Origin of the sequence: Streptomyces sp. NPDC051219 (genome assembly GCF_040682335.1) — a bacterium.
In the GTDB taxonomy this organism is placed as follows: Bacteria; Actinomycetota; Actinomycetes; order Streptomycetales; family Streptomycetaceae; genus Streptomyces.
In genome coordinates, this window is sequence record NZ_JBFBAS010000016.1 from 60,501 (window position 1) to 86,824 (window position 26,324).

Consider the following 26,324-nt stretch of genomic DNA (forward strand, 5'->3'; position numbering starts at 1 on the left):
GACACAGGATCTCTTGCGGAGCTCTGGGAAGCGATGTCTGTCAGGATAGATGGCGTTAAGTCCGGACTGGTTCCGAATCGGGTACGCCGCGTCCTCAGCGGCCCGCGCCCGGAATCCGTCCCCGCCCTGGTCGGCACGGCCTGCATGCTCGTGGGCCTGCTCGACATAGCGGCCGGGGTCTTCCCCCGCTTCCGGCACAGCCGGATGCACGCGGTGGCGGAGGTCCTGCCCGGTACGCTCGGGCCCTTCGCGGCGGCGCTGGCCCTCAGTGCGGGCGTACTGCTGCTGCTCCTCGCGCACGGACTCAAGCGCCGCAAGCGCCGTGCCTGGCGCGCCGCCGTGGTGCTGCTGCCGGCCGGAGCCGTGGCGCAGTTCACGTACCGTCACTCCGTCATCGGCGTAGTCATATCGCTCGCGCTCCTCGCGCTACTGCTGCGCCACCGCGGCGAGTTCGCGGCGCTGCCGGATCCCCGCAGCCGCTGGAAGGCCGTCGCCAACTTCGTCGTCCTGGGCGCCGGATCCATCGGCCTCGGCCTGGTGATCGTCAACTCCCATCCGCGCCGGATGCTGGGCGACCCCAGCCTCGCCGACGAGCTCGAGCACGTGATGTACGGCCTGTTCGGCTTCGAGGGCCCCATCGACTACGCGGGCCAGGTCTCCTGGACCGTCGGCTACTCGCTCGGGGCACTGGGCCTGCTCACCGCCATCACCACGATCTACCTGGCCTTCCGTCCCGAACACCCGGCCGCCCGGCTGACCGCCGACGACGAACACCGGCTGCGTGAACTGCTGGAGCGGCACGGCGGCCGGGACTCGCTGGGCCACTTCGCACTCCGCCGTGACAAGGGCGTGATCTTTTCCCCCAGCGGCAAAGCCGCGGTCACCTACCGCGTCGTCTCCGGAGTGATGCTGGCGTCCGGTGACCCGATCGGCGACGTCGAGGCGTGGCCCGGCGCGATCGAGCGGTTCATGGACGAAGCCAAGGCACACTCGTGGACCCCTGCTGTGATGGGCTGCAGTGAGACGGGCGGCGAGGTGTGGACGCGCGAGACCGGTCTGGACGCGCTGGAACTCGGCGACGAAGCGGTGGTGGACGTGCGGGATTTCTCCCTGTCCGGCCGGGCCATGCGGAACGTACGCCAGATGGTCAAACGCATCGAGCGCAACGGTTACGAAACGCGGGTCCGGCGCGTCCGTGACCTCTCCGCCGCCGAGCTGGAGCGCATCCGGAACGCCGCCGCCGACTGGCGCGGCACCGACACCGAGCGCGGGTTCTCGATGGCGCTCGGCCGGATCGGCGATCCGGACGACGGCGACTGTGTGATCGCCACCGCCCACAAGGCGGACGAGGACGCCGGCGAGCCCGGCCCGTACGGAGACCTGAAAGCTGTCCTCCATTTCGTCCCGTGGGGCCCGGACGGCATGTCGCTCGACCTGATGCGCCGCGACCGCGCCGCCGACCCGGGGATGAACGAACTCCTGATCGTCGCCGCCCTCCAGGCCGCCCCCGGGCTCGGCGTCGACAAGGTGTCGCTCAACTTCGCGATGTTCCGCTCGGCTCTCGCCCGCGGCGAGAAACTGGGCGCGGGACCTGTCCTGCGCGGCTGGCGCGGACTGCTGGTCTTCCTCTCGCGCTGGTTCCAGATCGAGTCGCTGTACAAGTTCAACGCGAAATTCCGCCCCCGCTGGGAGCCCCGCTTCGTGGTGTTCCGTTCCACCCGTGACCTGCCGCGCATCGGCTTCGCCGCGATGCAGGCGGAGGGATTCGTCACGCTGGCGCTCCCCCGCCCGTTCGCCCGCCGCCGCCCCGCCGCACAGCTCCGCGCCTGCGCGCATCTGACGCCGCCGGTGAGTGGCGAACGGGAGATGCGCGCGGCGTAGTGCGCCGGGGGCCCCGGTGGATCAGCGAGTCAGGTTCGGCCACCAGGACACCCCCTAGTCTGGAGGCATGAGTACGTTGCGCGGGCGCGGCCGGGTCGAGGGGCTGCCGCAGTGGGACCGCTGTGCGGTGATGGGGGTCGTCAATGTGACGCCCGACTCCTTCTCCGACGGCGGCCGCTGGTTCGACACCACTTCGGCGGTCAAACACGGCCTGGAACTGGTGTCCGAGGGCGCCGATCTGGTGGACGTGGGCGGTGAGTCCACCCGCCCCGGCGCCTCCCGGGTCGATGAGGACGAGGAACTGCGCCGCGTCATCCCCGTCGTCCGCGGGCTCGCCTCCGATGGCGTCACCGTCTCGGTGGACACCATGCGCGCCTCCGTCGCCGAGCAGGCCGTCTCCGCCGGCGCGGTCCTGGTCAACGACGTCAGCGGCGGCCTTGCCGATCCCGCGATGATCCCGGCGGTCGCCGCGGCCGGCGTCCCCTTCGTCCTCATGCACTGGCGCGGCTTCAGCCAGGACATGAACAGCCGCGCCGTGTACGGCGATGTGGTGGCCGAAGTCACCGCGGAACTCCGGACCCGTATGGACGCCGTGGTCGACGGCGGCATCGCCCCCGAGCGGATCGTCATCGACCCGGGCCTCGGCTTCGCCAAGGACGCCGGGCACGACCTCGCCCTGGTCGCGCACCTCGACGAGCTCCTCGGGCTGGGCCGCCCGCTGCTGGTGGCCGCCTCCCGCAAACGGTTCCTCGGCCGCGTACTGGCCGGGGAGAACGGCTCTCCGCCGCCCGCCCGGGAGCGCGACGCGGCCACCGCCGCCGTCTCCGCCCTCGCCGCGCACGCGGGCGCCTGGGCAGTCCGCGTGCACGAGGTACGGGCGACGGCGGACGCCGTCCGTGTGGCGCGGGCCGTCGAGGGCGCCGCCCGGTGAACCGTCCCCGTACCGACGCCGAACAGATCGAACGCGCCAACACCGCCTTCTACGAGGCCATGGAGCGAGGGGACTTCGACGAGCTCTCCGACCTCTGGCTGAACGACGACGACTCCGAGATCTCCTGCGTCCACCCGGGCTGGCCGGTGCTCTCCGGGCGGGGCGAGGTGCTCCGCTCATACGCGCTGATCATGGCGAACACCGACTACATCCAGTTCTTCCTGACCGACACCAAAGTCTCCGTCGCCGGCGACACCGCTCTGGTGACGTGTACGGAGAACATCCTCAGCGGCGGCCCCGCCGAGGAGGCGGGCGAGCTGGGTCCGCTCGTTGGGCAGCTGGTCGTCGCGACGAATGTGTTTCGCCGCACACCGGACGGATGGAAGGTCTGGTCACACCACGGCTCTCCCGTACTCGCCGAATCCGATGAGGAAGAGGACGACGAAGCTCCCTCGTAAGTGGGTAGGGGCCTTTCGAGGGCCGGCTTCCGGGGCCCGGGGTATGGGCGACTACCTGCTCCGCCACGCACCTGTCCACGGCCCCCACGGGCAAGGACTGTCCGTGCGCGCAGGTAGATTCGAATAAGGGCGGTGCGCCGGCCGCACTCGGCGCCCACCCGTGTGAACTACGAAAGCAGGAGTGATTCGCGTGGATCGTGTCGCGCTGCGCGGCCTCAAGGCCCGCGGGCACCATGGCGTCTTCCCCCGGGAGCGCGAGGAAGGTCAGACCTTCATCGTGGATCTGGTGCTCGGCCTCGACACCCGCCCCGCGGCGGCCGACGACGACCTGGCGAAGACCGTGCACTACGGCGTGGTGGCCGAGGAAGTCGTCGACGTCGTCCAGGGCGAACCGGTCGACCTGATCGAGACTCTCGCGGAGCGGATCGCCCAGCAGTGCCTCAAGCACGAGGGCGTGGTGGAGGTCGAGGTGGTCGTGCACAAGCCCGATGCCCCGATCACCGTGCCGTTCGACGATGTGACCGTCACCATCACCCGGAGCCGAGTATGACTGCGTTTTCCACCGAGGGGCAGAGCGACCCGACCGTCCAGCCGGTGCCTGCCTCCGTGGTGGAGCAGGTGGACGCTGCCGATGTGACCCTCTCCAACCCGAAACGGGCCGTGATCGCTCTCGGCGCCAATCTGGGCAACCGCCTGGAGACGCTCCAGGGAGCGATCGACGCCCTGGAGGACACGCCCGGCCTGCGGGTCAAAGCGGTCTCCCCGGTGTACGAGACGGAGCCGTGGGGTGTGGACCCCGAGTCCCAGCCGTCGTACTTCAACGCGGTGGTTGTCGTGAAGACCACCCTGCCGCCCGGCTCTCTCCTGGAGCGCGGTCAGGCCATCGAGGAGGCCTTCGACCGGGTGCGCGAGGAGCGCTGGGGTCCGCGCACGATCGACGTCGACATCGTCGCCTACGCCGACGTGGTCTCCGACGATCCGCTGCTCACCCTGCCCCACCCGCGCGCCCACCAGCGCGCCTTCGTCCTCGCCCCGTGGCACGACGTGGAACCGGAGGCTGCCCTGCCGGGCCAGGGACCGGTCGGTGACCTGCTGGCCGGACTCGGCCGGGACGGTGTCGCGCCGCGCGCCGATCTGGAACTCCGCCTGCCCGAGTAGTCGTTAGCCTGTGGGGCTGCGGCTCCAACAGGAGCTGAAAAGCAGGCGGGCGGGCCTGCCCGACACGACATCGCGAGGCAGCGTCAGTGAAGCAACTACGGCTCGGTGTATTGGCCGGACTCTTCGTCGTGGCCGGAGTGCTGTCCTGGGCGGGCGCCCGCCTGTGGCACTCGCTCGGCGACCCGCCCAGCATCCCGCTCGCGGCCCCCATCGTGCTGGCGGTGATCGCCGCCGTGCTGCTCGCGACGGCACTCTCGCTGCGCGCGCGACTGAAGGCGCAGCGCGAGCGTCGCCCCGGCGCGAAGGGCGTCGAGCCGCTGATGGCCGCCCGAGCGGTGGTCTTCGGCCAGGCGAGTGCTCTGGTCGCCGCGCTGGTCTGCGGGATGTACGGCGGGACAGGCCTGTTCCTCCTGCTCGACGGCCTCGACGTACCCGCGCTTCGCGACCAGGCCATCTACGCGGGCCTGGCGGTCCTGGCCGGCGCCGGGGTCGTCGCCGCGGCGATGTTCCTGGAGCGGGTCTGCAAACTCCCGGAGGACGAGGACGACACCATGGCGCCGGCGTAGGCGCCCGGTGATCAGCGGGCCATGATCAGGCTCATCGCCTCATTACGGGTGGCCGCGTCGCGCAGCTGACCGCGAACCGCCGAGGTGATGGTCTTCGCGCCCGGCTTGCGGATCCCGCGCATCGACATGCACATGTGCTCGCACTCGATGACCACGATGACGCCGCGCGGCTCCAGAATCTCCATCAGCGAGTCGGCGACCTGCGTGGTGAGCCGCTCCTGCACCTGCGGCCGGCGGGCGAAGACGTCCACGAGCCGGGCCAGCTTGGAGAGGCCGGTGATCTTGCCGCTGATGGCCGGGATGTAGCCGACGTGGGCCACGCCGCGGAACGGCACGAGGTGGTGCTCACAGGTCGAGAACACCTCGATGTCGCGGACCAGCACCAGTTCGTCGTGACCGAGGTCGAACGTCGTGGTCAGTACGTCCTCGGGCTTCTGCCACAGCCCGCCGAATATCTCCTTGTACGCCCGGGCAACCCGCCCCGGCGTCTCCCGCAGGCCTTCACGGTCCGGGTCCTCCCCGACGGCGATGAGGAGCTCGCGTACAGCATTCTCGGCCCGCTTCTCGTCGAACTCGCCGATCGTGCCTTCGCCGTCCAACGTCACCGGGTCGGTCATCTGTGCCTCGTTCCTGTGCTTTCGCCTGCGGCAGTACGAAAAGGGGAGCGCCCGAAAAATGCCGCGCCCCCCAGGTTAAAACCTGGGGGGCGCGGCATTCATTCCGGGGTGCGGGGCCCGGGGGCCCTGCGTGATCAGATCCCGGTTCAGCTCTCGGGACGCTCCTCGGGGACCACCTCGATGACCTTTTCCGCCGGAGCGGCTGTCACCGCGGGCGTGGCGCCGTTCGCGCCATTGGTCAGCGAGAGTTCCTTCGGGGACAGCACCGGCGGCCGGGTGGAGGGTGTACGCCGGGAAGAGCCGGTCCACGCCGGGCGGGCCGGGCGCTTCACGATCGTCGAGAAGACCTCGGCGATCTCCTCCTTGTTCAGCGTTTCCTTCTCCAGCAGCGCGAGGACCAGGTTGTCGAGAACGTCGCGGTTCTCGACGAGGATCTCCCAGGCCTCGTTGTGCGCCGCCTCGATGAGCTTCTTGACCTCTTCGTCGACCAGCGCCGCGACCTCTTCCGAGTAGTCGCGCGGGTGGGACATCTCGCGGCCCAGGAACGGCTCGGTGTTGTCACCGCCGAACTTGATCGCACCCAGCCGCTCGGTCATGCCGTACTGCGTGACCATCGCGCGAGCCGTGGCAGTGGCCTTCTCGATGTCGTTCGCCGCACCCGTGGTCGGGTCGTGGAAGACGAGCTCCTCGGCTGCGCGCCCGCCCAGCATGTACGCGAGCTGGTCGAGCATCTCGTTGCGCGTGGTGGAGTACTTGTCCTCGTCCGGCAGCACCATGGTGTAGCCGAGCGCCCGGCCGCGGGACAGGATCGTGATCTTGTGGACCGGGTCGGAGTTGGGCGAAGCCGCCGCGACCAGGGCGTGTCCGCCCTCGTGGTACGCGGTGATCTTCTTCTCCTTGTCGGACATGATCCGGGTCCGCTTCTGCGGGCCCGCCACGACGCGGTCGATGGCCTCGTCCAGGGAGTGGTTGTCGATCAGCTTCTTGTCGCTGCGCGCGGTGAGCAGCGCGGCTTCGTTCAGCACGTTCGACAGGTCCGCTCCGGTGAAGCCGGGCGTACGCCGGGCGACAGCGCCCAGATCGACGTCCGGGGCGACCGGCTTGCCCTTCTGGTGGACCTTGAGGATCTCAAGCCGGCCCTGCATGTCCGGACGGTCGACGGCGATCTGCCGGTCGAAACGGCCCGGGCGCAGCAGCGCGGGGTCGAGGATGTCGGGCCGGTTGGTGGCGGCGATCAGGATGACGCCGCCCTTCACGTCGAAGCCGTCCATCTCGACGAGCAGCTGGTTGAGAGTCTGCTCACGCTCGTCGTGGCCACCGCCGAGACCCGCACCACGGTGCCGGCCGACGGCGTCGATCTCATCGACGAAGACGATCGCCGGAGCGTTCGCCTTGGCCTGCTCGAAGAGGTCGCGGACCCGGGAGGCACCGACACCGACGAACATCTCGACGAAGTCGGAACCGGAGATCGAGTAGAACGGGACCCCGGCCTCGCCCGCCACGGCGCGCGCCAGCAGCGTCTTGCCCGTACCGGGCGGGCCGTACAGCAGCACACCCTTCGGAATCTTGGCTCCGACGGCCTGGAACTTCGCCGGCTCCTGGAGGAACTCCTTGATCTCGTGGAGTTCTTCGACCGCTTCGTCAGACCCCGCCACATCGGCGAACGTCGTCTTCGGAGTGTCCTTGGTGATCAGCTTTGCCTTGGACTTCCCGAAGTTCATGACCCGGGAGCCGCCGCCCTGCATCTGATTCATCAGGAACAGGAAGACCACGACGATGAGGACGAAGGGCAGCAGCGAGAGCAGGATCCCGAGGAACGGGTTCTGCTTGTCCGGCTTGACCGAGTAGCCGTCGGTGATCTGGCCACCCTCGGACCTGGCCTGGAGGTCCTTGGCGAGCTCGGCGCCCTGGTCGCCGATGTAGTTCGCCTGGAACTTGTCGCCGGACTTCTCGCCTTCGAGCTTCTGGCCGTCCTTGAGATCGACCTTGATCATCTGGGAGTCGCCGGTCGTCAGCTCGGCGGACTCGACCTGGTTCTTGCTGATCGCCTGGATGACCTTGCTGGTGTCCACCGTCTTGTAGCCGCCGGACGAGCCGACAACCTGCATCAACACGACCACGGCGAGGACGGCCAGCACGATCCACATGACCGGCCCACGGAAGTATCGCTTCACGTCCATCCATACGGGGCGGTGTCGCCCCGTCCCTCCTGCCCGTAGGTAAATGCTGCTGTGAGAAAAGACTGTTCTTCGGAAGGTACCCCAGCATTGTCACCCGCGACTGCACGGTGCGGCTGGCAACGGCCCCTTCCCCTGCTCCAACGGCGCGAAATGGGTGAGGGTTCCCCGAACGGCGGGCCCGGTCCTCAGCCGCCGTAGACGTGCGGCTCGAGAGTCCCCACGAACGGGAGATTCCGGTACTTCTCCGCATAGTCCAGGCCGTAGCCCACCACGAACTCGTTCGGAATGTCGAAGCCGATCCACTTCACGTCGATCGCGACCTTCGCGGCGTCCGGCTTGCGCAGCAGGGTGCAGACCTCGAGCGAGGCGGGCTCCCGCGAACCGAGGTTCGACAGCAGCCAGGACAGCGTCAGACCGGAGTCGATGATGTCCTCGACGATCAGGACGTGCTTGCCCTTGATGTCGGTGTCCAGGTCCTTGAGGATCCGGACCACGCCGGACGACTGGGTGCCCGCGCCGTACGAGGACACCGCCATCCAGTCCATGGTGACGGGGGTGGACAGCGCACGCCCCAGGTCTGCCATCACCATCACGGCGCCCTTCAGCACACCGACGATGAGCAGGTCCTTGCCCGCGTACTCCGCATCGATCTTCGCAGCCAGCTCGGCAAGCTTCGCGTCGATCTCTTCCTTGGTGATGAGCACCGACTTGAGGTCGGCGCCCATGTCCTTCTCGTCCACGTACGTCACTTTCCTGGGGTTCGCCCTGCCCTGCGGCGCCGGCCGCCCCGGCCGACCTGTCTTTACGGCGGGGGGTCAGCCCTGCCGAATGACAAGTCTGCCACCCTGCCGCTGTGCCTCCACCCGGCCGGGGAGGTTGATGGCTCCCTGCCCGCGCCAGCCGGTGATCAGCCGATCCACTTCCTCGATGTGCCGGGCGAAGAGCGAGCCGGCGGGTGAACCGGCCGCGATGACGGCCCGGCGCAGCACGCGGCGGCGGACGGCGGGCGGCAGGACGAAGAGCTTCGCGCAGTCGAGCTGCCCGGATCCGTCGCGTACGGAGGCGTCCGCGTCGGCGGCCCAGGCGTCCAGGGCGTCGGCGTCGTCGCGGCAGAGCTGGGCGGTGCGGGCGAGCGCCTCGATGACGCCCTTGCCCAGCGCCTTCTCCAGCACGGGCAGGCCCTCGTGGCGCAGCCGGGAGCGGGTGTACGCGGGGTCGGCGTTGTGCGGGTCGTCCCAGACGGGGAGCGACTGGACCATGCAGGCCTTGCGGGCCGTCTGCCGGTCGATACCCAGGAAGGGGCGGCGGTAGCGGCGCTCGGAGCCGGGGCCGCCGGAAACCGAGGCCATGCCGGACAGGGAGCGGATGCCTGAGCCGCGGGCGAGGCCCAGCAGGACCGTCTCGGCCTGGTCGTCACGGGTGTGGCCGAGGAGCACGGCGGCGGCGCCGAGGCGCTGCGCGGCCTCGTCGAGGGCGGCGTACCGGGCGTCGCGGGCGGCGGCTTCGGGGCCACCGTCGCGGCCGACGGTGACGGCGACCGACTCGACCGGGTCCAGCCGCAGCGCGGTCATGCGCGAGACGACCTCGGCGGCCCGCAGATCGGAGCCGGCCTGGAGGCCGTGGTCCACAGTGACACCGCCGGCGCGGACGGACAGTTTCGGGGCTTCGAAGGCGAGAGCGGAGGCGAGCGCCATCGAATCGGCGCCGCCGGAGCATGCGACGAGCACGAGGGGCGTCGCGCCTGGCTCGTGCGGCTGGTAGTCGGTGAGTACGTCGTGAAGTACGCGGCGGACCGCCAGGCGTATCGCCGCGACCGCAGGATGGGGACCCATGTCCGGTGCCCTTCGGTGAAGTTGAGGAGGAGCGTCGGGGAGGCAGATCAGTCACTCAGAGTGCGTCGATGGTGACAGAGCCGAGCCGTTCCCCGAGCATCGCACGCCTATCCATCGCCCACGGTCCCTCGGATGGGTGATTGGGGAGGCGTTCTCCTGCCGTCGGCAGCGCCCCCTCACCCCTCTGCTTTACGGTGCACCCTCGCGATCCAGTCCGCCGGTTTGGCGATTTCCGCCTTGGTGGGCAGCGTGTTCGGCGAGGTCCAGACCCGGTTGAAACCGTCCATGCCGACCTCCTCCACCACAGCCCGCACGAAGCGTTCGCCGTCCCGGTACTGGCGGAGCTTGGCGTCCAGGCCAAGCAGCTTGCGGAGGGCCTGGTCGAGTCGGCTGGCTCCGCTGGCGCGGCGCTTCTGGAACTTCTCCCGGATCTCCGCCACGGAAGCCACGACGTCCGGTCCGACCCCGTCCATCACAAAGTCCGCGTGCCCCTCCAGCAGAGACATCACGGCCGTCAGCCGGCCCAGGATCTCCCGCTGGGCCGGGGTCTGCACCAGCTCGACGATGGACCGGCCGTTCTCGTCGTCCTCGTCGCGGGCCCCGGACAGCGACTGGGCCGCTTCCCGCAGCCGCTCGAGGATCGTCATCGGGTCGACCTCGGTCTGGTCGAGAAATGACTGGATTTCGCCCTCGAGGTGGTCGCGCAGCCAGTGCACCGCCGTGAACTGGGTCCGGTGGGTCTCCTCGTGCAGGCACACCCAGAGGCGAAAGTCGTGCGGGTCGACGTCCAGCTCGCGCTCGACGTGCACGACGTTCGGGGCGACGAGCAGCAGCCGGCCGCCGCCGCGCTCGGAGCCGGGCAGGTCGCGCGAGGTGGGGGCGAAGGTCTCGTACTGACCCAGCACGCGCGAGGCCAGGAACGACAGCAGCATGCCCAGCTCGACGCCGGTCACCTTGCCGCCGACCGCGCCCAGTACGGCGCCGCCGGGGCTGCTGCCCCGGCGCTCCTGCATCTTGTCCAGAAGGGGCCGCAGCAGCTCGCGGAAGCCCGCGACGTTCGCCTTGACCCAGCCCGCCCGGTCCACGACGAGAACGGGAGTGTCCTCCGCCTCGGTACCCTCGGGCATCATCCGGGTGAACGCACGGACGTGCTCCTCCGAGGCTTTGGCGTGCCTGCGCAGCTCGGCGACGACGGCACGCGCCTCGTCCCGGGTCACCTCCGGACCCGGCCGTACCAGCCGGGTCGCGGTCGCCACCGCAAGATTCCAGTCGACCATCTCCACACCACCGATGCTCGTCATGCGTCAACCGTACGTGCTCGGGTCCTCCTGCGGTGAGGGGTCGGACCCGGCTCCGCCCCGGTCCGACCCCCTAGGGGGCTCCTGTGACGGCCGAGGCCAGCCGGTCCAGAGCCGACTGGGCCGCCTCCTTGCCCGGGGTCCCCGAAGCCATGAACGCGAAGGCGAGCAGTCGTCCGTCCGCGTCCACCACGGTGCCCGCGAGGGTGTTCACGCCATGCAGGGTGCCCGTCTTGGCACGGACCAGCCCGCCTGCGGGAGAGCCGTCCTCGTAACGCTCGCTCAGCGTGCCCGTGAAGCCGGCCACCGGCAGGCCGGTCAGCACAGGACGCAGCTGGGGACGGGCCGGGTCGGCGGCGCGTACGAGGATGCCGGTGAGAAGGGCGGCGGAGACCTTGTCGTCGCGGTTCAGTCCGCTGCCGTCCGCGAAGCGCGTACCCCGGGTCTCCAGCCCGAGCTTGCCCAGCTGGGCGGCCACCGCCCGCTCCGCGCCCTCGAAGCTCGCGGGCTCGCCCGCCGCGAGGGCGGTCTGGCGGGCCAGGGCCTCGGCGATGTCGTTGTCGCTGTTGGTCAGCATCCGCTCGACCAGGGCGGACAGAGGCGCGGAAAGGGTCCTGGCCAGTGGTTTCGCGGTGGCGGCCGGCTTTCCGGGGGCGGGCTCGCCGGTGGTACGGATCCCGCGGTCCCGCAGCATCCCGGCGAACTTGCGGGCCGCGTCGCCGGCCGGGTCGCCGGTACGTTTCGCCACGCCCGCGTCCGAGTCGTCGAGGCGGCCCTCGTCGGCCATCAGCGCGCTGATCCTGGCGATGTTCTCGTTGCCGGCGCCGATGGGGTGGTACTCCGGGCCCGAGTACAGCGAGGCGTCGTACCGGAGGGCGACCTCCGTGATGCCCCGAGCCTTCAGGGCGCGGGCGGTGTCGTCGGCGAGCGCGGGCAGGCTCGCCCCGGTTCCCGGCTTGCCGGGCTTGCCGGACTTGCCGGGCTTGCCGGGCTCTCGGGCGGTCAGCGTCGGGTCGCCGCCGCCGACGAGCACGATGCCGGCGTCCTCAGCGCCGGCGCCGGGAGCCGCCATGACCGTCGTGGCGATCCGGTGCTCCGGGCCGAGCGCGGACAGTACGGCCGCGGCTGTGGCGATCTTGACCGTGGAGGCCGGTGTCATGGCTTCCCCGGCCCCGGAGCCGTACAGCTGCTTGCCCGTGGCCGTCTCGACGACCGACGCTGTGTGCAGCGTCCCGAGCGCGGCAACGTTGAGCAGCGGCCCGAGCGTGGCACCGAGTGGGCTGCCACCGGCCGGCGGTGCGGCCGGTACGCCGAGGACGGAGAGCACTCCGGGGGCGCTCGGGGCGGGAGCCGGCACGAGGGCTCCGGGCGCGCTGCGGCCGTGATGTCCGCCACCCGCCGGTTCTTGGGACGCGGCCCATTGCCGCTCGGCCTTACGCTGACCGGAGTCCCACGGGCCTGCCGCGGTCACCGCCCCGGCCGAGAGGGCGAGGCCGACCACGGCGGCGCCCGTCGCGAGTTGCCACGTTCTGATCACTGGCACCTCGGACCAGCCCCTTTCGCGATCACTCATGTGCGTGAGGGACACTTAATCACCCGAAGTATGTGCTGATCATGGAGGAGCCACCCGTGGAGTTCGACGTCACCATCGAGATCCCGAAGGGTTCGCGGAACAAGTACGAGGTGGACCACGAGACCGGTCGGATCCGCCTGGACCGTCGACTCTTCACCTCGACCAGTTACCCGGCGGACTACGGCTTCGTCGAGAACACCCTCGGCGAGGACGGCGACCCGCTTGACGCCCTGGTCATCCTGGACGAGCCGACGTTCCCCGGCTGCCTCATCAAGTGCCGCGCGATCGGCATGTTCCGGATGACGGACGAGGCCGGCGGCGACGACAAGCTGCTGTGCGTACCGGCGTCCGACCCCCGCGTGGAGCACCTGCGCGACATCCACCACGTGTCGGAGTTCGACCGTCTGGAGATCCAGCACTTCTTCGAGGTCTACAAGGACCTGGAGCCGGGCAAGTCGGTCGAGGGTGCGAACTGGGTCGGCCGGACCGAGGCCGAGGCCGAGATCGAGGCCTCCTACAAGCGTCTTCAGGCGCAGGGTGGCAGCCACTGACGAGCCGAGCGGCTCGTGTGACGACAGGGCGGGCGGTGCACCCCACTAGGGGCGCACCGCCCGTCGTCGCATCCGGCCTGACGGACCACGTCCCCGGACCGCGTCTCGGACCGCACCAGGGTCACGTCCTTGGACTCCGGCCCGGACCGCACCTGGGGCCACGCAGCTCCCTGCGGTATCCCTGGACATACTGGGCATGCGGAACGTGCGAGACCGCATGAGGCCCGGGTACGGAAAGAAGGAGTGTGTTGGTGGCGGAGCCGGAAGGGCCCGAGGACCGCAAACCGCAGTCGGACGAGGCGCGGAGCGCCTTCGCGCCACCCGCCGGGCTCGATCAGCCGGTGGTGGCCGAGGAGGAACATCCGACCTCGGAGTTCGCTGTTCCGGCCGGGTTGGCTCCCGAGGCGGCGGCCGAGCCCGAGGGTTCCGCGTTCGCACCGCCGAGAACCTACAGCGCACAGCACTCACCCCCCGCCTTCACCCCCGCTCAGGGCTTCCCCACGGTCAAGCTGATCAAGGAGGCGCCCTGGCAGGACCGGATGCGCACCATGCTGCGTATGCCGGTGGGCGAGCGGCCGGTGGCCGAGCCGGTGCAGAAGCAGGACGACGCCGGTCCCGCGGTGCCACGCGTGCTGGACATGACCCTGCGTATCGGTGAACTGCTGCTGGCCGGCGGCGAGGGCGCCGAGGACGTGGAGGCGGCGATGCTCGCCGTGACCCAGGCATACGGTCTGGACCGCTGCGAGCCCACGGTCACCTTCACCCTTCTGTCGATCTCCCACCAGCCGTCGCTGGTCGACGACCCGGTGACGGCCAGCCGGACCGTCCGCAGGCGGGGTACCGACTACACACGGCTGGCCGCCGTGTTCCGGCTCGTCGCCGACATCAGCGCCGAGGACATCGAGGTGTCGCTCGAGGAGGCGTACCGGCGGCTCGCGGAGATCCGGCGCAACCGGCACCCGTACCCCGGCTGGGTGCTCACCACGGCGAGCGGTCTGCTCGCGGGTGCGGCTTCCACGCTGGTCGGCGGCGGCGTGGTGGTCTTCCTGGCGGCGGCGGTCGGTGCGGTGCTCGGCGACCGGCTGGCCTGGATGTGTGCCGGGCGCGGGCTGCCGGAGTTCTACCAGTTCATGGCCGCTGCGATGCCGCCGGCCGCGATGGGTGTGGCCCTGACGCTGGCGCATTCGAACGTGCGCGCCTCCGCGGTGATCACCGGCGGCCTGTTCGCCCTGCTGCCGGGGCGGGCCCTGGTCGCCGGTGTGCAGGATGGTCTGACCGGCTACTACATCACCGCGGCCGCCCGGCTCCTCGAAGTCATGTACCTGTTCGTGGGCATCGTCGTCGGCGTGCTGCTGGTGCTCTACCTCGGGCTGCAACTCGGTGCCACGCTGGACCCTGACGCCGCGCTGACGCTCACCGAGAGGCCGGTCACGCAGATCCTCGCGTCCATGCTGCTCTGCTTCACCTTCGCGATCCTGCTCCAGCAGGAACGCAGCACGGTGCTGATGGTGACCCTCAACGGCGGGGTCGCCTGGGTGATCTACGGAGCGATGTACTACGCGGCCGGAATTCCGCAGGTGCCCTCCACCGCCGTTGCCGCCGGTCTCGTGGGCCTTTTCGGGCAGTTGTTCTCGCGGTACCGGTTCGCTTCCGCCCTGCCCTATGTCACCGCTGCCATCGGTCCGCTGCTGCCGGGCTCGGCGACGTACTTCGGGCTGCTCGCCATCGCCCAGAACCGGCTGGACGCGGGCCTGATCTCGCTCAGCAACGCGGCCGCACTGGCCATGGCCATCGCGATCGGCGTGAACCTGGGTGGGGAGATCTCCCGGCTGTTCATCCGGCTGCCGGGCGCGGTCAGTAGGGAGAACCGCCGCGCGGCCAAGCGGACGCGCGGCTTCTGAGGACCTCTTCGCCGACTCCGGTCCTGCGGTCAGCGCTTGGCGTGGCGGCCGCGCTGCGCCGCGGGCACACTGCCCTCGGGACTGTCTGCGACGGCCTTCTTGGACTTGCCACGAGCCCGCAGGAACTCGATCGCGATCGGAACCACCGAGATCAGCACGATGGCGATGAGGATCGCCTCGATGTGCTGGTGGACGAAGTCGATCTTGCCGAGGGCGGCGCCGAGCAGGGTCACCCCGGCGCCCCAGAGCGTGCCGCCGATGACGTTGTACGTGATGAACGAGCGGTAGTTCATCTGGCTCACACCCGCGATGATCGGGGTGAACGTACGCACGATGGGCACAAAGCGGGCCAGGACCAGCGACTTCGGTCCGTACTTCTCGAAGAAGTCGTGGGCCTTCTCGACGTTCTCCTGCTTGAAGAACTTCGAGTCCGGTCGCTTGAAGAGCGCCGGGCCGACCTTGCGGCCGAAAAGATAGCCGACCTGGTCCCCGATGACGGCCGCGAGCACGATCAGCGTGCACACCAGCCAGAGCGGGTAGTCCAGCTTGTCGGCCGTCACCAGCAGGCCGGTGGTGAACAGGAGCGAGTCGCCGGGCAGGAAGAAGCCGATGAGCAGCCCCGACTCGGCGAAGACGATGACGAGGACACCGATCAGTCCGAAGGTCCCGATCAGATAGTCCGGGTCCAGCCAGCTCGGTCCGAGCGCAAGCGTATTCACGGGTTCCGGGCTCCTGGGTCGGTCGTCTGAGTGGGCTGCCCAAAGCTATCAACGCCAGGTGACTCTGCCAGGTTCCAGCCCACCGCCCGGGATGCGGGGCGGGCGGGCCGGTACGAAGCTGTGCCTCAGGAGGTCGAGCGCATGGGCATCGAGGACTACGGCGGCGGACAGGGACTCCAGTCCGAGGTACTGGTGGTGACGACCAATGATGTGCCGGGCCACCAGGTGCAGCAGGTCATCGGGGAAGTGTTCGGTCTGACCGTACGCTCGCGGCACCTGGGCAGCCAGATCGGCGCCGGCCTTAAGTCGATGATCGGCGGTGAGCTCAAGGGACTCACCAAGACGCTGGTGGAGACTCGGAACCAGGCGATGGACCGGCTGGTCGAGCAGGCGAAGGCGCGCGGCGCTAATGCCGTGCTGATGTTCCGCTTCGACGTGACGGAGGCGGCCGACGTCGGCACCGAGGTGTGCGCGTACGGCACGGCGGTCGTGATCTCCAAACTGTGAGGACGCGCGTACAGGTCGGGGCGTACGGGCCGCGGCCCCCGGCCCGCCCGCCTCCCGGCCATACGACTTCCGCTCCAACGGACCAGCCCGCGCGCCGAATACATTGACCTGCTTTGTCGCATTTCTCCCATTAACGTGAGCCCGTGGCCCTCGAGACGCGACCCACCCCGAGCGCGCGCACGTTGCTGCCGCTGATCGTGCCCTCCCTCGTGGTCGGGGTCGGAGCAAGCCTTGTGCTCCTCGGGGTGAGCGCGCTGGCGGAGAAGTTCCGCAACGTGCTCTGGGAGACACTCCCCGACGCCCTTGGCGTCGGTCGGTACTCCTCGCTCTGGATGATCGTCATGCTCACCGCGACCGGCTTCGCGGTAGGGCTCGTGGTGTGGAAGGTGCACGGGCACGCCGGACCCGACCCCGCCACTACCGGACTCGTCGATCCCCCGCTCCCGGCCGGGACGGTGCCCAGCCTTCTGCTGGCCTCCACACTCGCCCTGGCCGGCGGGGTCAGCCTCGGCCCTGAGAACCCGATCACCGCGGCCAACATCGCCCTCGCCTACTGGCTCGGCGGCAGAGCTCTGCCGCGCGTCCCGGCAGCGCTCTGGCTCCACCTCGCAGCAGCCGGCACGATCGGCGCGCTGTTCGGCACGCCGGTCGCGGCCGCGCTGGTCCTCTCCGAAGCGCTCACCGCACGGCCGGGGCCCGGCTCGCTGTGGGACAAGCTCTTCGGCCCCCTGGTCGCCGCCGGGGCGGGTGCACTGACCACGGTGCTGGTCGGCAGTCCGACCTTCGATCTCGGGCTGCCCGCCCTTCCGCGGCCGCATTGGGGGGATGTCCTGGCGGCCATGGTGATCACCTCGGTGGCCGCCGCGCTCACCATGGCTGCTGTATACGCCTTCCCGCACCTCCACCGGACGTTCCACCGGCTGAAGCATCCCCTGCTGGTGCTCACGGCCGGCGGACTGGCGCTCGGGCTGCTCGGTGCCCTCGGCGGCCCACTCACCCTCTTCAAGGGCCTCGACCAGGTCAAGGAGCTGGCCGCCGACCCGGGGGCCTACTCGGCGGGAGAGCTGGCGCTGCTGACCGTGGTGAAGCTCGCCGCGGTGCTGACCGCCGCGTCCTGCGGGCTCCGCGGCGGCCGGATCTTTCCTTCCGTCTTCGTCGGCGCCGCGCTGGGGCTGTGCGCCTACGCGCTCGTCCCGTCCGTGCACCCGACGCTGGGCGTGGTCTGCGGGGTGCTGGGTGTGCTGCTCGCCGTCACCCGGCAGGGCTGGCTGAGCCTGTTCACCGCCGCGGTGCTGGTCGCCGACCCCACCGTGTTCCCTCTCCTCTGTGTGGCGACACTCCCCGCCTGGCTGCTGGTCACCGGCCGCCCCCAGATGCAACTCCACGACGACGGCACCCCACTTCGCTAGGAGACAGCAGATATGGCGCTTCACCAGGGCGGCACCCGCCGCGACGAAACCGAAAGCGACGAGCGGAGACGACTCGCTCTCAACCCCTTCTTCGGCGAGGCCAATCCGGTGGGCGGCATGACCACTGCCCCGCCCAAGCACCAGCTCCCGGACGCCCCGCTGCCGCCCGCCACCGCCTACCAACTGGTGCACGACGAGCTGATGCTCGACGGGAACTCCCGGCTCAATCTGGCCACCTTCGTCACCACCTGGATGGAGGCGCAGGCCGACGTTTTGCTGGGCGAGTGCCGGGACAAAAACATGATCGACAAGGATGAGTACCCGCGCACCGCCGAGCTCGAGCGGCGCTGTGTGGCGATGCTCGCCGATCTCTGGCACGCCCCGGACCCCGGTACGGCGGTGGGCTGTTCGACCACGGGCTCCAGCGAGGCCTGCATGCTGGCGGGCATGGCTCTCAAGCGCCGCTGGGCGCGGCACGCCGCCACGCGGAAGGAGGGAGGCCGCTATCCCGGAACCGCCCGGCCGAATCTCGTCATGGGCGTCAACGTCCAGGTCTGCTGGGAGAAGTTCTGCAACTTCTGGGAGGTGGAGATGCGCCAGGTGCCCATGGAGGGAGACCGCTTCCACCTCGACCCCGAGGCCGCGGCCGCTCTCTGCGACGAGAACACCATTGGTGTGGTGACGGTACTCGGGTCCACCTTCGACGGTTCGTACGAGCCGGTGGGCGAAGTCTGCGCCGCACTGGACGCCCTCCAGGAACGCACGGGCCTCGATGTGCCGGTGCATGTGGACGGCGCCTCCGGCGCGATGGTCGCTCCCTTCATCGACGAAGACCTGATCTGGGACTTCCGGCTGCCGAGGGTCGCCTCCATCAACACCTCTGGTCACAAGTACGGGCTGGTCTACCCGGGGGTCGGCTGGGCGCTGTGGCGCTCGCCCGCCGAACTCCCCGAGGAACTGGTCTTCCGCGTCAACTACCTGGGTGGCGACATGCCTACCTTCGCCCTCAACTTCTCCCGTCCCGGCGCCCAGGTGGTGGCGCAGTACTACACCTTCCTGCGACTGGGCCGGGACGGCTACCGAGCAGTCCAGCAGACGACCCGGGACGTGGCGCGCGGCCTCGCCGACCGGATCGAGAGGCTGGACGACTTCCGGCTCCTGACCCGTGGCGACGAGCTGCCGGTGTTCGCCTTCACCACCGCGCCCGACGTGACGGCCTTCGATGTCTTCGACGTGTCCCGCAGACTGCGCGAGCACGGCTGGCTCGTGCCCGCTTACACCTTCCCGGAAAACCGCACCGATCTCTCCGTGCTCCGGGTGGTCTGCCGCAACGGCTTCTCGGCCGACCTCAGCGACCTCCTGCTGGAGGACTTCGAACGGATCCTGCCCGAACTGCGCAGCCAGACCCACCCGCTGAGCCACGACGAAGACAGGGCGACCGCCTTCCACCACTGATTTGCGGCCGGCCGCGACCAGCGCCCTCACTGCAGCGATTCCCCCACGCATGGTCCCCCCTGGTGTCCGCGGTGGATGCAACTACCTCTGATACACCGCGGACACCCGGCAGGTTCCACTCACCGCCGGGCCGGACCCCGCCGGGCGCGCCCAGCCGCCCGCCCGGCCCCGCCCCCGCAAGTCCACTCAGTGGCTCAGCCGCCTGAACCGCCGCACCGCCAGCGGGAAGAAGACCGCCACCAGCGCCACCGGCCATGCCACCGCCAGCAGTCCCGCGTGCTCCGCCGCCCACGACGTGCCGGCCGCGGCCGGGTTGCCGAAGAGTTCCCGTACCGCCGTGGCCGTCGCCGACATGGGGTTCCACTCCACGAACGCGCCCAGCCAGCCGGGCATCGACCCGGGCGCTGCGAAGGCGTTGGAGAGGAAGCCGACCGGCCAGACGAGGATCTGTACCGCCTGCACCATCTCCGGCTTTCCGGCCACCATCGCCAGATGGATGCCGATCCACAGCATGGCGAACCTCAACAGGAGCAGCAGGCCCACCGCTCCCAGCGCCGCCCCCGGACCGCCGTGCCAGCGCCAGCCGATCAGCAGCCCGACTCCAATCATGACCAGCAGGCTGAGCGCCGACTGCAGCATGTCGGCGAAGCTGCGGCCGACGAGTACGGCCGACGGCGCCATCGGCATCGACCGGAAGCGGTCGATCACGCCCTTGTTGAGGTCCTGCGTGACGGCGAGCATCGTCGCCTCCAGGCCGAACGCCATGGTCAGTACGAGCATGCCCGGCACCAGGAAGTCGACGTAGTCGCCTTCGATGCCCTTCCCGCCGCCCATCAGATAGCCGAACATCAGCAGCAGCATCACCGGAAAGACCAGCCCGACGAGAACCTGCACCGGCTGCCGTGCCCAGTGCGCCAGCTCCCGCCTGGTCATGGTCCAGGAGTCCGCGACCGTCCAGCCCGCCGTCGTCGCACTCATACGGCGACCTCCTCTTCCTTCTGATCCTGTGTCAGATACAGGAACACCTCGTCCAGGGTGGGCCTGCGCACCGCGATGTCCTCCGGCTCGATACCGGCCGCCGCCAGGGCCCGTACCGTCTCGGTGAGTGCGGCCATCCGGTCGCCCACCGGCGCGCTGACCACCCGGCGGTCCTCGTCGGTCTCGACCCGCTCGGCCCGCGTGGCCATGCCGACCACCGAGGCGGCGGCGCGCAGTTGGCCCGCGTCGTGCAGCACGACGTCGATCCGGTCTCCGCCCACCTTGCCCTTCAGCTCGTCCGGTGTACCGTCGGCGACCACCCGCCCTTGGTCGATCACCGCGATCCGGCCGGCCAGCTGGTCGGCCTCCTCCAGGTATTGCGTGGTCAACAGCACGGTCGTCCCGCCGCCGACCAGCGCGCGCACCGCGTTCCACACCTCCGTACGGCCGCGCGGGTCGAGCCCGGTCGTCGGCTCGTCCAGAAAGAGGATCTTCGGCTCGGTGATCAGGGAGGCCGCCAGGTCCAGCCGCCGCCGCATACCGCCGCTGTACCGCTTGACCGCCTTGCGCCCGGTGTCCGCGAGCCCGAACCGCTCGAGCAGCTCGTCCGCCCGTACACCGGCCCGGCGGGCGCCGAGGTGATACAGGCGGCCGAACATCTCCAGGTTCTGCCGGCCGCTCAGCTCCTCGTCCACCGCCGCGTGTTGTCCCAGCAGCCCGATCCGCTGCCGCACCTCGGCGGCTTCGCGGGCCACGTCGAATCCCGCGACCTCCGCACGTCCCCCGTCGGGGCGCAGCAGCGTCGAGAGGATCCGTACGGCTGTGGTCTTGCCCGCCCCGTTGGGCCCGAGCACGCCGTACACCGTGCCGCTCTCGACGGTCAGATCGAGTCCGTCCAGCGCACGCTTCTCCCCGTACCTCTTGTGCAGCCCTTCGACAACGATCGCGTTCGTCACCAATCCCAGCTCCTCCCGCCCAATAGCAGTAGTCAAACTTGACTACCACCTCCGAACGTAGCCGGTGCCGAGCATCTAGTCAAACTTGATTAACCCGTATCCCCGGGATGCGGGGTCCCGGTGGCGAAGGGGTTCACCTCGCCCTCCGCAAGCACCCCCACAAACCTCTCGCCCTCACCCGCGAACGTGTACGCCCCGCCCTCGATCCGCTCGATCAGGCCGCGTGTCCACTCGGCACCGCCATCCGCCGAGTGGACCCACATGTTCATGATTTCGCCGATGTGGCCGAGCTGCTCGGGGCCGTCCTGCGGCGTGTAGTACTCGGTGACCGCCGCCCGCCACTCCTCCAGGCCCCGCACCCGCTCGTTGAGCAGGGCAACCGCCTCCGACCTCTCCAGTTCGACGATGAAGCCGACGCCCGCCGAGAGCACGTCCGTCTTCTGGTCGTGCGCCGTGAGCGCGTCGCGCAGCAGCCTGAAGAACTCCTCGGCGCCCTGCTCGGTGATGGTGTACTCCGTACGCGGCGGCCCGCCGACCGTGCTCGGCGCGACCTCGTGCGCGTGCAGCAGCCCCTGCTTGGCCATCTGCTTCAGCGCGTGGTAAATCGAGCCGGGCTTGGCGTTCGACCATTCGTGCGCGCCCCAGTACTCCAGGTCGTTGCGCACCTGATAGCCATGCGCCCGCCCGTGCTGACGGACCGCACCGAGCACCAGCAGCCGGATCGCCGACATCCCCATACCCCTTTAATCAACTTTGACTAGGGTACTCCTGCTCCTCTGCCACCAGGTCGAACGCGCCCTTCCCGTCCAGCGACTCCCGGATGATGTCCGCGTGGCCGGCGTGCCGCCCGATCTCCTCGCCAGGTGCAGCGCGAGCCACCGCATCGAGACCGCGCCCTCCTTCGGAAACCAGGGTGCCTCGGGCAGCGGGAAGGTGTCGTCGAGGCTGGGCACCGACCGGATGAACTCCTCGGTCTCTTTGGCGACGCCGTTCCAGAACGCCAGCATCGCCGGGATCGACTCCCCTTCGGCCAGCCGGAAGCCGTCCGCCCAGGTCTCCTCGTCGCGCTGCTTCTCGTTCGGTCTCTGCTGAGCCATTCGCAGCCAGTTCAGTTCGGTCTCGGCGACATGCTTGAGCAGCCCGGAGAGGCTGAGTTCGCTGGCGCTGGGCCGGCTCGCGGCCTGCTCCTCGGTCAGCCCGAGGACCGAGCGCCGGATCGCGCCGCGCTGTGCCTCGACGAAGGAGAGGAGCGCGCCGCGCTCGTCGCCGGGGGCCTCTGCGGGAACGTGAGTGACCATGGTGTCCGCCTTTCCGGGAGGCTTGGGAAGCCCTGGAAGCTGTGCCGGCCAGTGCCGCACGCATGCTTCCGGCCTTGCCGTCCTGACACCCTCAAAGCTACGGACCCTTGCGGTCAGCTTCTGTCCTCAACCACCGGACACGCGGAAGTCAGAAGGGGAACCGCGTCCGCCCGTGCTGCACCGAGATCCACTTCTGGGTGGTGAACGCCTCCACCGTCGAATCCCCGTTCAGCCGGCCGATCCCCGAATACTTCTCGCCGCCGAAGGCCACCAGCGGCTCGTCCTGGATCGTCGAGTCATTGACGTGGATCATGCCCGTCTCGATGCGCTTGGCGAACCGCACACCCCGCTCGACATTCCCCGTGTGCACCGCCCCGCTCAGCCCGTACGGACTGTCGTTGGCGATCCGTACGGCCTCGTCCTCGCCGTCGAACGGCACCAGCAGCACCACCGGCCCGAAGATCTCCTGCGTCAGGATCGGCGAGCCCTCCGGCAGCCCGGCCAGTACGGTCGGCTCGACCAAGTTGCCGCGCGTCCGCCCGTGCACCAGGGCAGTCGCCCCCTCCGCCAGCGCCTCGTCCACCAGACCCGTCAGGGCCTCCGCCTGGAAGGAGTTGATGACCGGACCGATCTGGGTGTCCCGGTCGTGCGGGTCGCCGGTCTTCAGGGCCTTCACCCTGGCGACGAACTTTTCGGTGAACTCCTGCTCGACCCTGCGGTCGACCAGGATGCGGTTGGCCGCCATGCAGACCTGGCCCTGGTACACGAAGCGGCTGAACACCGCCGCGTCCACGGCGTAGTCGATGTCCGCGTCGTCCAGGACAACAAGCGCGCTGTTGCCGCTCAGCTCCAGAATCGTGCGCTTGAAGTGGCTCCCGGCCACCGCGCCGACATGCCGTCCGACGCGGTCGGAACCCGCGAACGAGATCACCTTGGGCACCGGGTGCGCGATGAGCGCGTCCCCGATCTCGGCGATATCCGTGACCAGCACGTTGAGCAGCCCGGCCGGCAGCTCCGCGTCCTCGAAGATCTTGGCGATCAGGCCGCCGCCCACCACCGGGGTGTTCTGGTTGGGCTTGATGACGACGGCGTTTCCGAGGGCCAGCGCCGGAGCGACCGACTTCATCGTCACGAGGAAGGGGAAGTTGAAGGGGGTGATGACCCCGATGACACCCACCGGCAGCCGGTAGACGCGGTTCTCCTTGCCGTCCACCGGCGAGGGCAGGATCCGGCCCTCCGGACGCAGCGCGAGCTGTATGGCCTCCCGCAGGAACTCCTTGGCGAGATGGACCTCGTACACCGCCTTGAGGCGCGTCCCACCGAGCTCGTCGATGATCGCCTCGATGATCTCGTCCTCGCGCTCCTCGGTGATCCTGAGCGCGCGCTCGAAGACGAGCCGTCTGGTGTACGGGTTGGTCTCCGCCCAGGGCTTCTGGGCCCGCTCCGCCGCCCGGTAGGCCTGGTCCACCTCTTCGACCGTGGCCACCGTGATGGCGGCGAGCTTCTCACCGTCGTACGGACTGAAGTCGATGATGTCCCACGAACCGCTGCCGGTCCGCCATTCGCCGTCTATGTACTGATGGGCCAGATCGGTGAAGAAGGACATCTCATCCCTTACTTCGGGTGCGCGTACCTGATGATCTCTCATCGTACTTGCGCATCAGGAGTGTTGGAGTAGACCGCGAAGCAAATCCCGCGTGCCGTCAGGATCGGGACTGTCCTGCTGGAGGCGCGTCATCACCCGCTCGTACAGGGCGACCTCCTCGCGCTTGTCGAGGTACAGGGCGCTGGTCAGCTGCTCCAGATAGACAAGGTCCTGCAGGTCGGACTCGGGAAACCGCAGCATGGTGAAGGCACCGCCCTCGCCCGCGTGGCCGCCGAAACTGAACGGCATCACCTGCAGCGTGATGTTGGGCCGCTCGGAAATCTCGACGAGATGCTCCAACTGCCCCCGCATCACGGACCGGTCACCGTACGGCCGTCGCAGCGCGGCCTCGTCGAGTACGGCATGGAAGAGCGGGGCACGTTCCGACACCAGTATCTTCTGCCGCTCCAGCCGGAGCGCGACGCGGCGCTCGATCTCCGCCTTGGGGGCGTCGGGGATGCCTCGGCTGACGACAGCGTGTGCGTACGCCTCGGTCTGCAACAGACCGTGGACGAACTGCACTTCGTAGATCCGGATGAGCGAGGCCGCTCCCTCCAGGCCGATGTACGTCTGGAACCACCCGGGCAGAACGTCGCCGAAGCTGTGCCACCAGCCCGCCACGTTGGCCTCGCGGGCCAGGCCCAGCAGGGATGCGCGTTCCGCTTCGTCGCTGACTCCGTAGAGCGTGAGGAGGTCCTCGACATCCCTGGCCTTGAAGCTCACCCGTCCCAACTCCATGCGGCTGATCTTCGATTCGGACGCGCGGATCGAGTAGCCGGCCGCCTCACGGGTGATGCCACGGGATTCGCGCAGTCGCCTGAGCTGTGATCCCAGGAGGATGCGCCGCACCACAGATCCTCCGCCAGTGCCTTCGGCCTGGGGGAATCCCCAGGACTCGCCTGCGGTCACTTCTCCAACCCTCCCCATCCCGACGGTGTGCTGCGAGGACCCCCGAACCCCGAGTTCCGCAGTCTGCCATCAAAACGCTTCAGCCCGTACTCATTCGGTTACGGAAATGGAGAGCGCACCGGGAGACCGCCGAATGGTGCGAGGAATATATGAGCAAGAACCGGCACGGGGCCGGACAGGTCCGGCGCGTGCACGTGCATCTGCCCTTGCATCCGCCGTACGCATTCGGAACCATGGTCCTCGCGCACCTGCGTGCTCGTTCGTGTTGACGCTGTACCCACCGCAGTATCGCTACGGCCGCGAATCCCGGGAGCCTCGCATGGGGACGAATGGATCGACCATGCTCGAGCCGTTAAGGCAGGGGCTTCCACCGATCGACCCTTCAGCCGTGTCGGGCTCGGCGTCGTGCGCCTTGCCTCCCCGCTACGAAGCGGTGCGCGGCGCGCGGAAGTTCACGCAGTCGACACTGGACCAATGGGGTCTCGACGAGCGGTTCGACGATGTCGCGCTGGTTGTCTCCGAACTCGTCACCAACGCACTGCGGCACGCGCTGCCCGCCGACACCCCACGCGACCAGGACCCGCCGGTGCGATTGCATCTGATGCGCTGGACGAGCCGGCTGGTGTGCGCGGTACGCGACCCCAGCGACCAGAGCCCGGCCACGGACGGGACGCCCTACTCCACCGAGACGAACAGCTCCGCCGAATCGGGCCGGGGGCTGTTCCTTGTCGACTCGTTCAGCGACAGCTGGGGGTGGCATCCGCTGGCGGGCCGGCTCAGCGGCAAGGTGGTCTGGGCGCTCTTCCGCCTTCAGGACAAGTAGGCCGGCAGCCATCGGCTGCCGGCTTTTCGCTGCCCGTGGTCAGCCGCCGGCCACGAGATGGTCGAACTCCCCGTCCTTTATGCCGAGCAGCATCGCCTCTATCTCGGCCGGGGTGTACACGAGCGCGGGCCCTTCCGGGTGGCGTGAGTTACGGACCGCCACATTCCCGCCCGGCAATTTGGCGAACTCCACGCACGATCCCTGGGAGTTGCTGTGCCGGCTCTTCTGCCAGACGACCCCGTCGAGCTCTGTGGCTGCCATGCCGTTGTACGCGTCCACAGCTCGCTCCCGATCGTGCAGATGTCGACTGCACCGGATCATAGCTGTGTTCACGTGCGCCTGCATGGGCAGATGCACGTGCACGGCGGGTCGCTTCTCGGTTACTCAGACGCGGTTCGAGCCGTTCAGGATCCCTCGTCCAGCCGGCAACTGCATCACCGCGCCGAGGCCGAGTACGACAGCAGGGCCATCTCCCGGGCGTTCTTCACCGCGCGGGCCAGCTGCCGCTGCTGCTGGGCGGTGATCCGCGTCACCCGGCGGCTGCGGATCTTCCCTCGGTCCGAGACGAACTTCCGCAGCAGGTCGGTGTCCTTGTAGTCGATGTACGTAATGCCGGCCGCGTCGAGCGGATTGGGGCGGGCCTTCAGCGGCTTGCGGGGGTCGGGACGACGGGCCATGG

At 69.3% G+C, this 26,324-nt stretch carries 26 protein-coding genes and 1 pseudogene; 12 read left to right on the top strand and 15 right to left on the bottom strand.

The window, feature by feature from the left end; all coding sequences use genetic code 11:
• Positions 1-33: 33 nt before the first annotated feature.
• The 6 genes from AB0M62_RS19635 to AB0M62_RS19660 all read left to right on the top strand — a co-directional run bounded on the left by AB0M62_RS19635 (position 34) and on the right by AB0M62_RS19660 (position 4,994).
• The gene (locus AB0M62_RS19635; protein WP_366075508.1) at positions 34-1,881 is read left to right on the top strand and encodes a phosphatidylglycerol lysyltransferase domain-containing protein; all 1,848 of its coding nucleotides are present in this window, start codon (positions 34-36) and stop codon (positions 1,879-1,881) included.
• Between the two features lie 67 nt (positions 1,882-1,948).
• Positions 1,949-2,812 (top strand): dihydropteroate synthase, encoded by an 864-nt coding sequence (gene folP / locus AB0M62_RS19640; protein ID WP_366075509.1) that lies wholly within the window; start codon positions 1,949-1,951, stop codon positions 2,810-2,812.
• Positions 2,809-3,270 (top strand): nuclear transport factor 2 family protein, encoded by a 462-nt coding sequence (locus AB0M62_RS19645; RefSeq protein WP_366075510.1) that lies wholly within the window; start codon positions 2,809-2,811, stop codon positions 3,268-3,270. The genes folP and AB0M62_RS19645 overlap by 4 nt, the downstream gene beginning before the upstream one ends.
• Positions 3,271-3,460: 190 nt before the next feature.
• Positions 3,461-3,820 carry a dihydroneopterin aldolase gene (folB, locus tag AB0M62_RS19650; protein WP_366075511.1) on the top strand — a complete coding sequence of 120 codons (360 nt, stop codon included), beginning with the start codon at positions 3,461-3,463 and terminating at the stop codon, positions 3,818-3,820.
• Positions 3,817-4,428: a 2-amino-4-hydroxy-6-hydroxymethyldihydropteridine diphosphokinase gene (gene folK / locus AB0M62_RS19655; RefSeq protein ID WP_366075512.1), complete on the top strand. Its 612-nt coding sequence runs from the start codon at positions 3,817-3,819 to the stop codon at positions 4,426-4,428. Before folB ends, folK begins: the two co-directional genes overlap by 4 nt.
• A gap of 86 nt (positions 4,429-4,514) precedes the next feature.
• A complete protein-coding gene (locus tag AB0M62_RS19660) occupies positions 4,515-4,994 on the top strand; it encodes a DUF3180 domain-containing protein (RefSeq protein ID WP_366075513.1) in 480 nt (159 codons plus the stop codon).
• A gap of 11 nt (positions 4,995-5,005) precedes the next feature.
• On the opposite strand, the gene folE is transcribed toward AB0M62_RS19660, so the two are convergent.
• The 6 genes from folE to dacB form a co-directional block, all read right to left on the bottom strand.
• Complete coding sequence (gene folE / locus AB0M62_RS19665; protein WP_366075515.1) at positions 5,006-5,611, bottom strand: GTP cyclohydrolase I FolE; 606 nt, start codon at positions 5,609-5,611, stop codon at positions 5,006-5,008.
• Positions 5,612-5,757: 146 nt separating this feature from the next.
• Complete coding sequence (ftsH, locus tag AB0M62_RS19670) at positions 5,758-7,791, bottom strand: ATP-dependent zinc metalloprotease FtsH (RefSeq protein WP_366075516.1); 2,034 nt, start codon at positions 7,789-7,791, stop codon at positions 5,758-5,760.
• Between the two features lie 185 nt (positions 7,792-7,976).
• Positions 7,977-8,516, bottom strand: a complete 540-nt coding sequence (gene hpt, locus AB0M62_RS19675) for a hypoxanthine phosphoribosyltransferase (RefSeq protein WP_366075608.1) — start codon at positions 8,514-8,516, stop codon at positions 7,977-7,979.
• 90 nt (positions 8,517-8,606) lie between these two features.
• Positions 8,607-9,623 (bottom strand): tRNA lysidine(34) synthetase TilS, encoded by a 1,017-nt coding sequence (gene tilS, locus AB0M62_RS19680; RefSeq protein ID WP_366075518.1) that lies wholly within the window; start codon positions 9,621-9,623, stop codon positions 8,607-8,609.
• 176 nt (positions 9,624-9,799) lie between these two features.
• Positions 9,800-10,924 (bottom strand): zinc-dependent metalloprotease, encoded by a 1,125-nt coding sequence (locus AB0M62_RS19685; protein WP_366075519.1) that lies wholly within the window; start codon positions 10,922-10,924, stop codon positions 9,800-9,802.
• 70 nt (positions 10,925-10,994) lie between these two features.
• Positions 10,995-12,494 carry a D-alanyl-D-alanine carboxypeptidase/D-alanyl-D-alanine-endopeptidase gene (dacB, locus tag AB0M62_RS19690; RefSeq protein ID WP_366075520.1) on the bottom strand — a complete coding sequence of 500 codons (1,500 nt, stop codon included), beginning with the start codon at positions 12,492-12,494 and terminating at the stop codon, positions 10,995-10,997.
• Between the two features lie 56 nt (positions 12,495-12,550).
• Between dacB and AB0M62_RS19695 the strand changes: the two genes are divergently transcribed.
• A complete protein-coding gene (locus AB0M62_RS19695) occupies positions 12,551-13,045 on the top strand; it encodes an inorganic diphosphatase (RefSeq protein WP_366075609.1) in 495 nt (164 codons plus the stop codon).
• A 248-nt stretch (positions 13,046-13,293) separates the two neighbouring features.
• Positions 13,294-14,946 carry a threonine/serine exporter family protein gene (locus AB0M62_RS19700; RefSeq protein WP_366075610.1) on the top strand — a complete coding sequence of 551 codons (1,653 nt, stop codon included), beginning with the start codon at positions 13,294-13,296 and terminating at the stop codon, positions 14,944-14,946.
• A gap of 29 nt (positions 14,947-14,975) precedes the next feature.
• On the opposite strand, the gene AB0M62_RS19705 is transcribed toward AB0M62_RS19700, so the two are convergent.
• Positions 14,976-15,665 (bottom strand): VTT domain-containing protein, encoded by a 690-nt coding sequence (locus AB0M62_RS19705; RefSeq protein WP_366075521.1) that lies wholly within the window; start codon positions 15,663-15,665, stop codon positions 14,976-14,978.
• 141 nt (positions 15,666-15,806) lie between these two features.
• Between AB0M62_RS19705 and AB0M62_RS19710 the strand changes: the two genes are divergently transcribed.
• The 3 genes from AB0M62_RS19710 to AB0M62_RS19720 all read left to right on the top strand — a co-directional run bounded on the left by AB0M62_RS19710 (position 15,807) and on the right by AB0M62_RS19720 (position 19,036).
• Positions 15,807-16,172 carry a YbjQ family protein gene (locus tag AB0M62_RS19710; RefSeq protein WP_366075522.1) on the top strand — a complete coding sequence of 122 codons (366 nt, stop codon included), beginning with the start codon at positions 15,807-15,809 and terminating at the stop codon, positions 16,170-16,172.
• A 143-nt stretch (positions 16,173-16,315) separates the two neighbouring features.
• Positions 16,316-17,581, top strand: coding sequence for an ion channel protein (locus AB0M62_RS19715; protein WP_366075523.1), 1,266 nt, complete (start codon positions 16,316-16,318; stop codon positions 17,579-17,581).
• Between the two features lie 12 nt (positions 17,582-17,593).
• A complete protein-coding gene (locus AB0M62_RS19720) occupies positions 17,594-19,036 on the top strand; it encodes a glutamate decarboxylase (protein WP_366075524.1) in 1,443 nt (480 codons plus the stop codon).
• 186 nt (positions 19,037-19,222) lie between these two features.
• Here the strand turns inward: AB0M62_RS19720 and AB0M62_RS19725 are convergent, their stop codons facing one another.
• The 6 genes and pseudogenes from AB0M62_RS19725 to AB0M62_RS19750 form a co-directional block, all read right to left on the bottom strand.
• Positions 19,223-20,014: an ABC transporter permease gene (locus tag AB0M62_RS19725; RefSeq protein WP_366075525.1), complete on the bottom strand. Its 792-nt coding sequence runs from the start codon at positions 20,012-20,014 to the stop codon at positions 19,223-19,225.
• Positions 20,011-20,970, bottom strand: coding sequence for an ATP-binding cassette domain-containing protein (locus AB0M62_RS19730; protein WP_366075526.1), 960 nt, complete (start codon positions 20,968-20,970; stop codon positions 20,011-20,013). Before AB0M62_RS19730 ends, AB0M62_RS19725 begins: the two co-directional genes overlap by 4 nt.
• An 89-nt stretch (positions 20,971-21,059) precedes the next feature.
• A complete protein-coding gene (locus AB0M62_RS19735) occupies positions 21,060-21,701 on the bottom strand; it encodes a PadR family transcriptional regulator (protein ID WP_366075527.1) in 642 nt (213 codons plus the stop codon).
• A gap of 16 nt (positions 21,702-21,717) precedes the next feature.
• Positions 21,718-22,268: pseudogene (locus tag AB0M62_RS19740) on the bottom strand (DinB family protein).
• A gap of 148 nt (positions 22,269-22,416) precedes the next feature.
• Positions 22,417-23,874 carry an aldehyde dehydrogenase family protein gene (locus AB0M62_RS19745; RefSeq protein ID WP_366075528.1) on the bottom strand — a complete coding sequence of 486 codons (1,458 nt, stop codon included), beginning with the start codon at positions 23,872-23,874 and terminating at the stop codon, positions 22,417-22,419.
• A 54-nt stretch (positions 23,875-23,928) separates the two neighbouring features.
• Positions 23,929-24,840, bottom strand: coding sequence for a helix-turn-helix transcriptional regulator (locus AB0M62_RS19750; protein ID WP_366075529.1), 912 nt, complete (start codon positions 24,838-24,840; stop codon positions 23,929-23,931).
• 301 nt (positions 24,841-25,141) lie between these two features.
• On the opposite strand from AB0M62_RS19750, the gene AB0M62_RS19755 reads away from it, so the two are divergent.
• A complete protein-coding gene (locus tag AB0M62_RS19755; protein ID WP_366075530.1) occupies positions 25,142-25,645 on the top strand; it encodes an ATP-binding protein in 504 nt (167 codons plus the stop codon).
• A 39-nt stretch (positions 25,646-25,684) separates the two neighbouring features.
• Here the strand turns inward: AB0M62_RS19755 and AB0M62_RS19760 are convergent, their stop codons facing one another.
• Together AB0M62_RS19760 and rpsR are read right to left on the bottom strand one after the other, a co-directional pair.
• Positions 25,685-25,906 carry a DUF397 domain-containing protein gene (locus AB0M62_RS19760; protein WP_366075612.1) on the bottom strand — a complete coding sequence of 74 codons (222 nt, stop codon included), beginning with the start codon at positions 25,904-25,906 and terminating at the stop codon, positions 25,685-25,687.
• Between the two features lie 173 nt (positions 25,907-26,079).
• Entirely contained in the window at positions 26,080-26,322 is a 243-nt protein-coding gene (gene rpsR / locus AB0M62_RS19765) for a 30S ribosomal protein S18 (RefSeq protein ID WP_366075531.1), read from the bottom strand.
• Between the last annotated feature and the right edge of the window lie 2 nt (positions 26,323-26,324).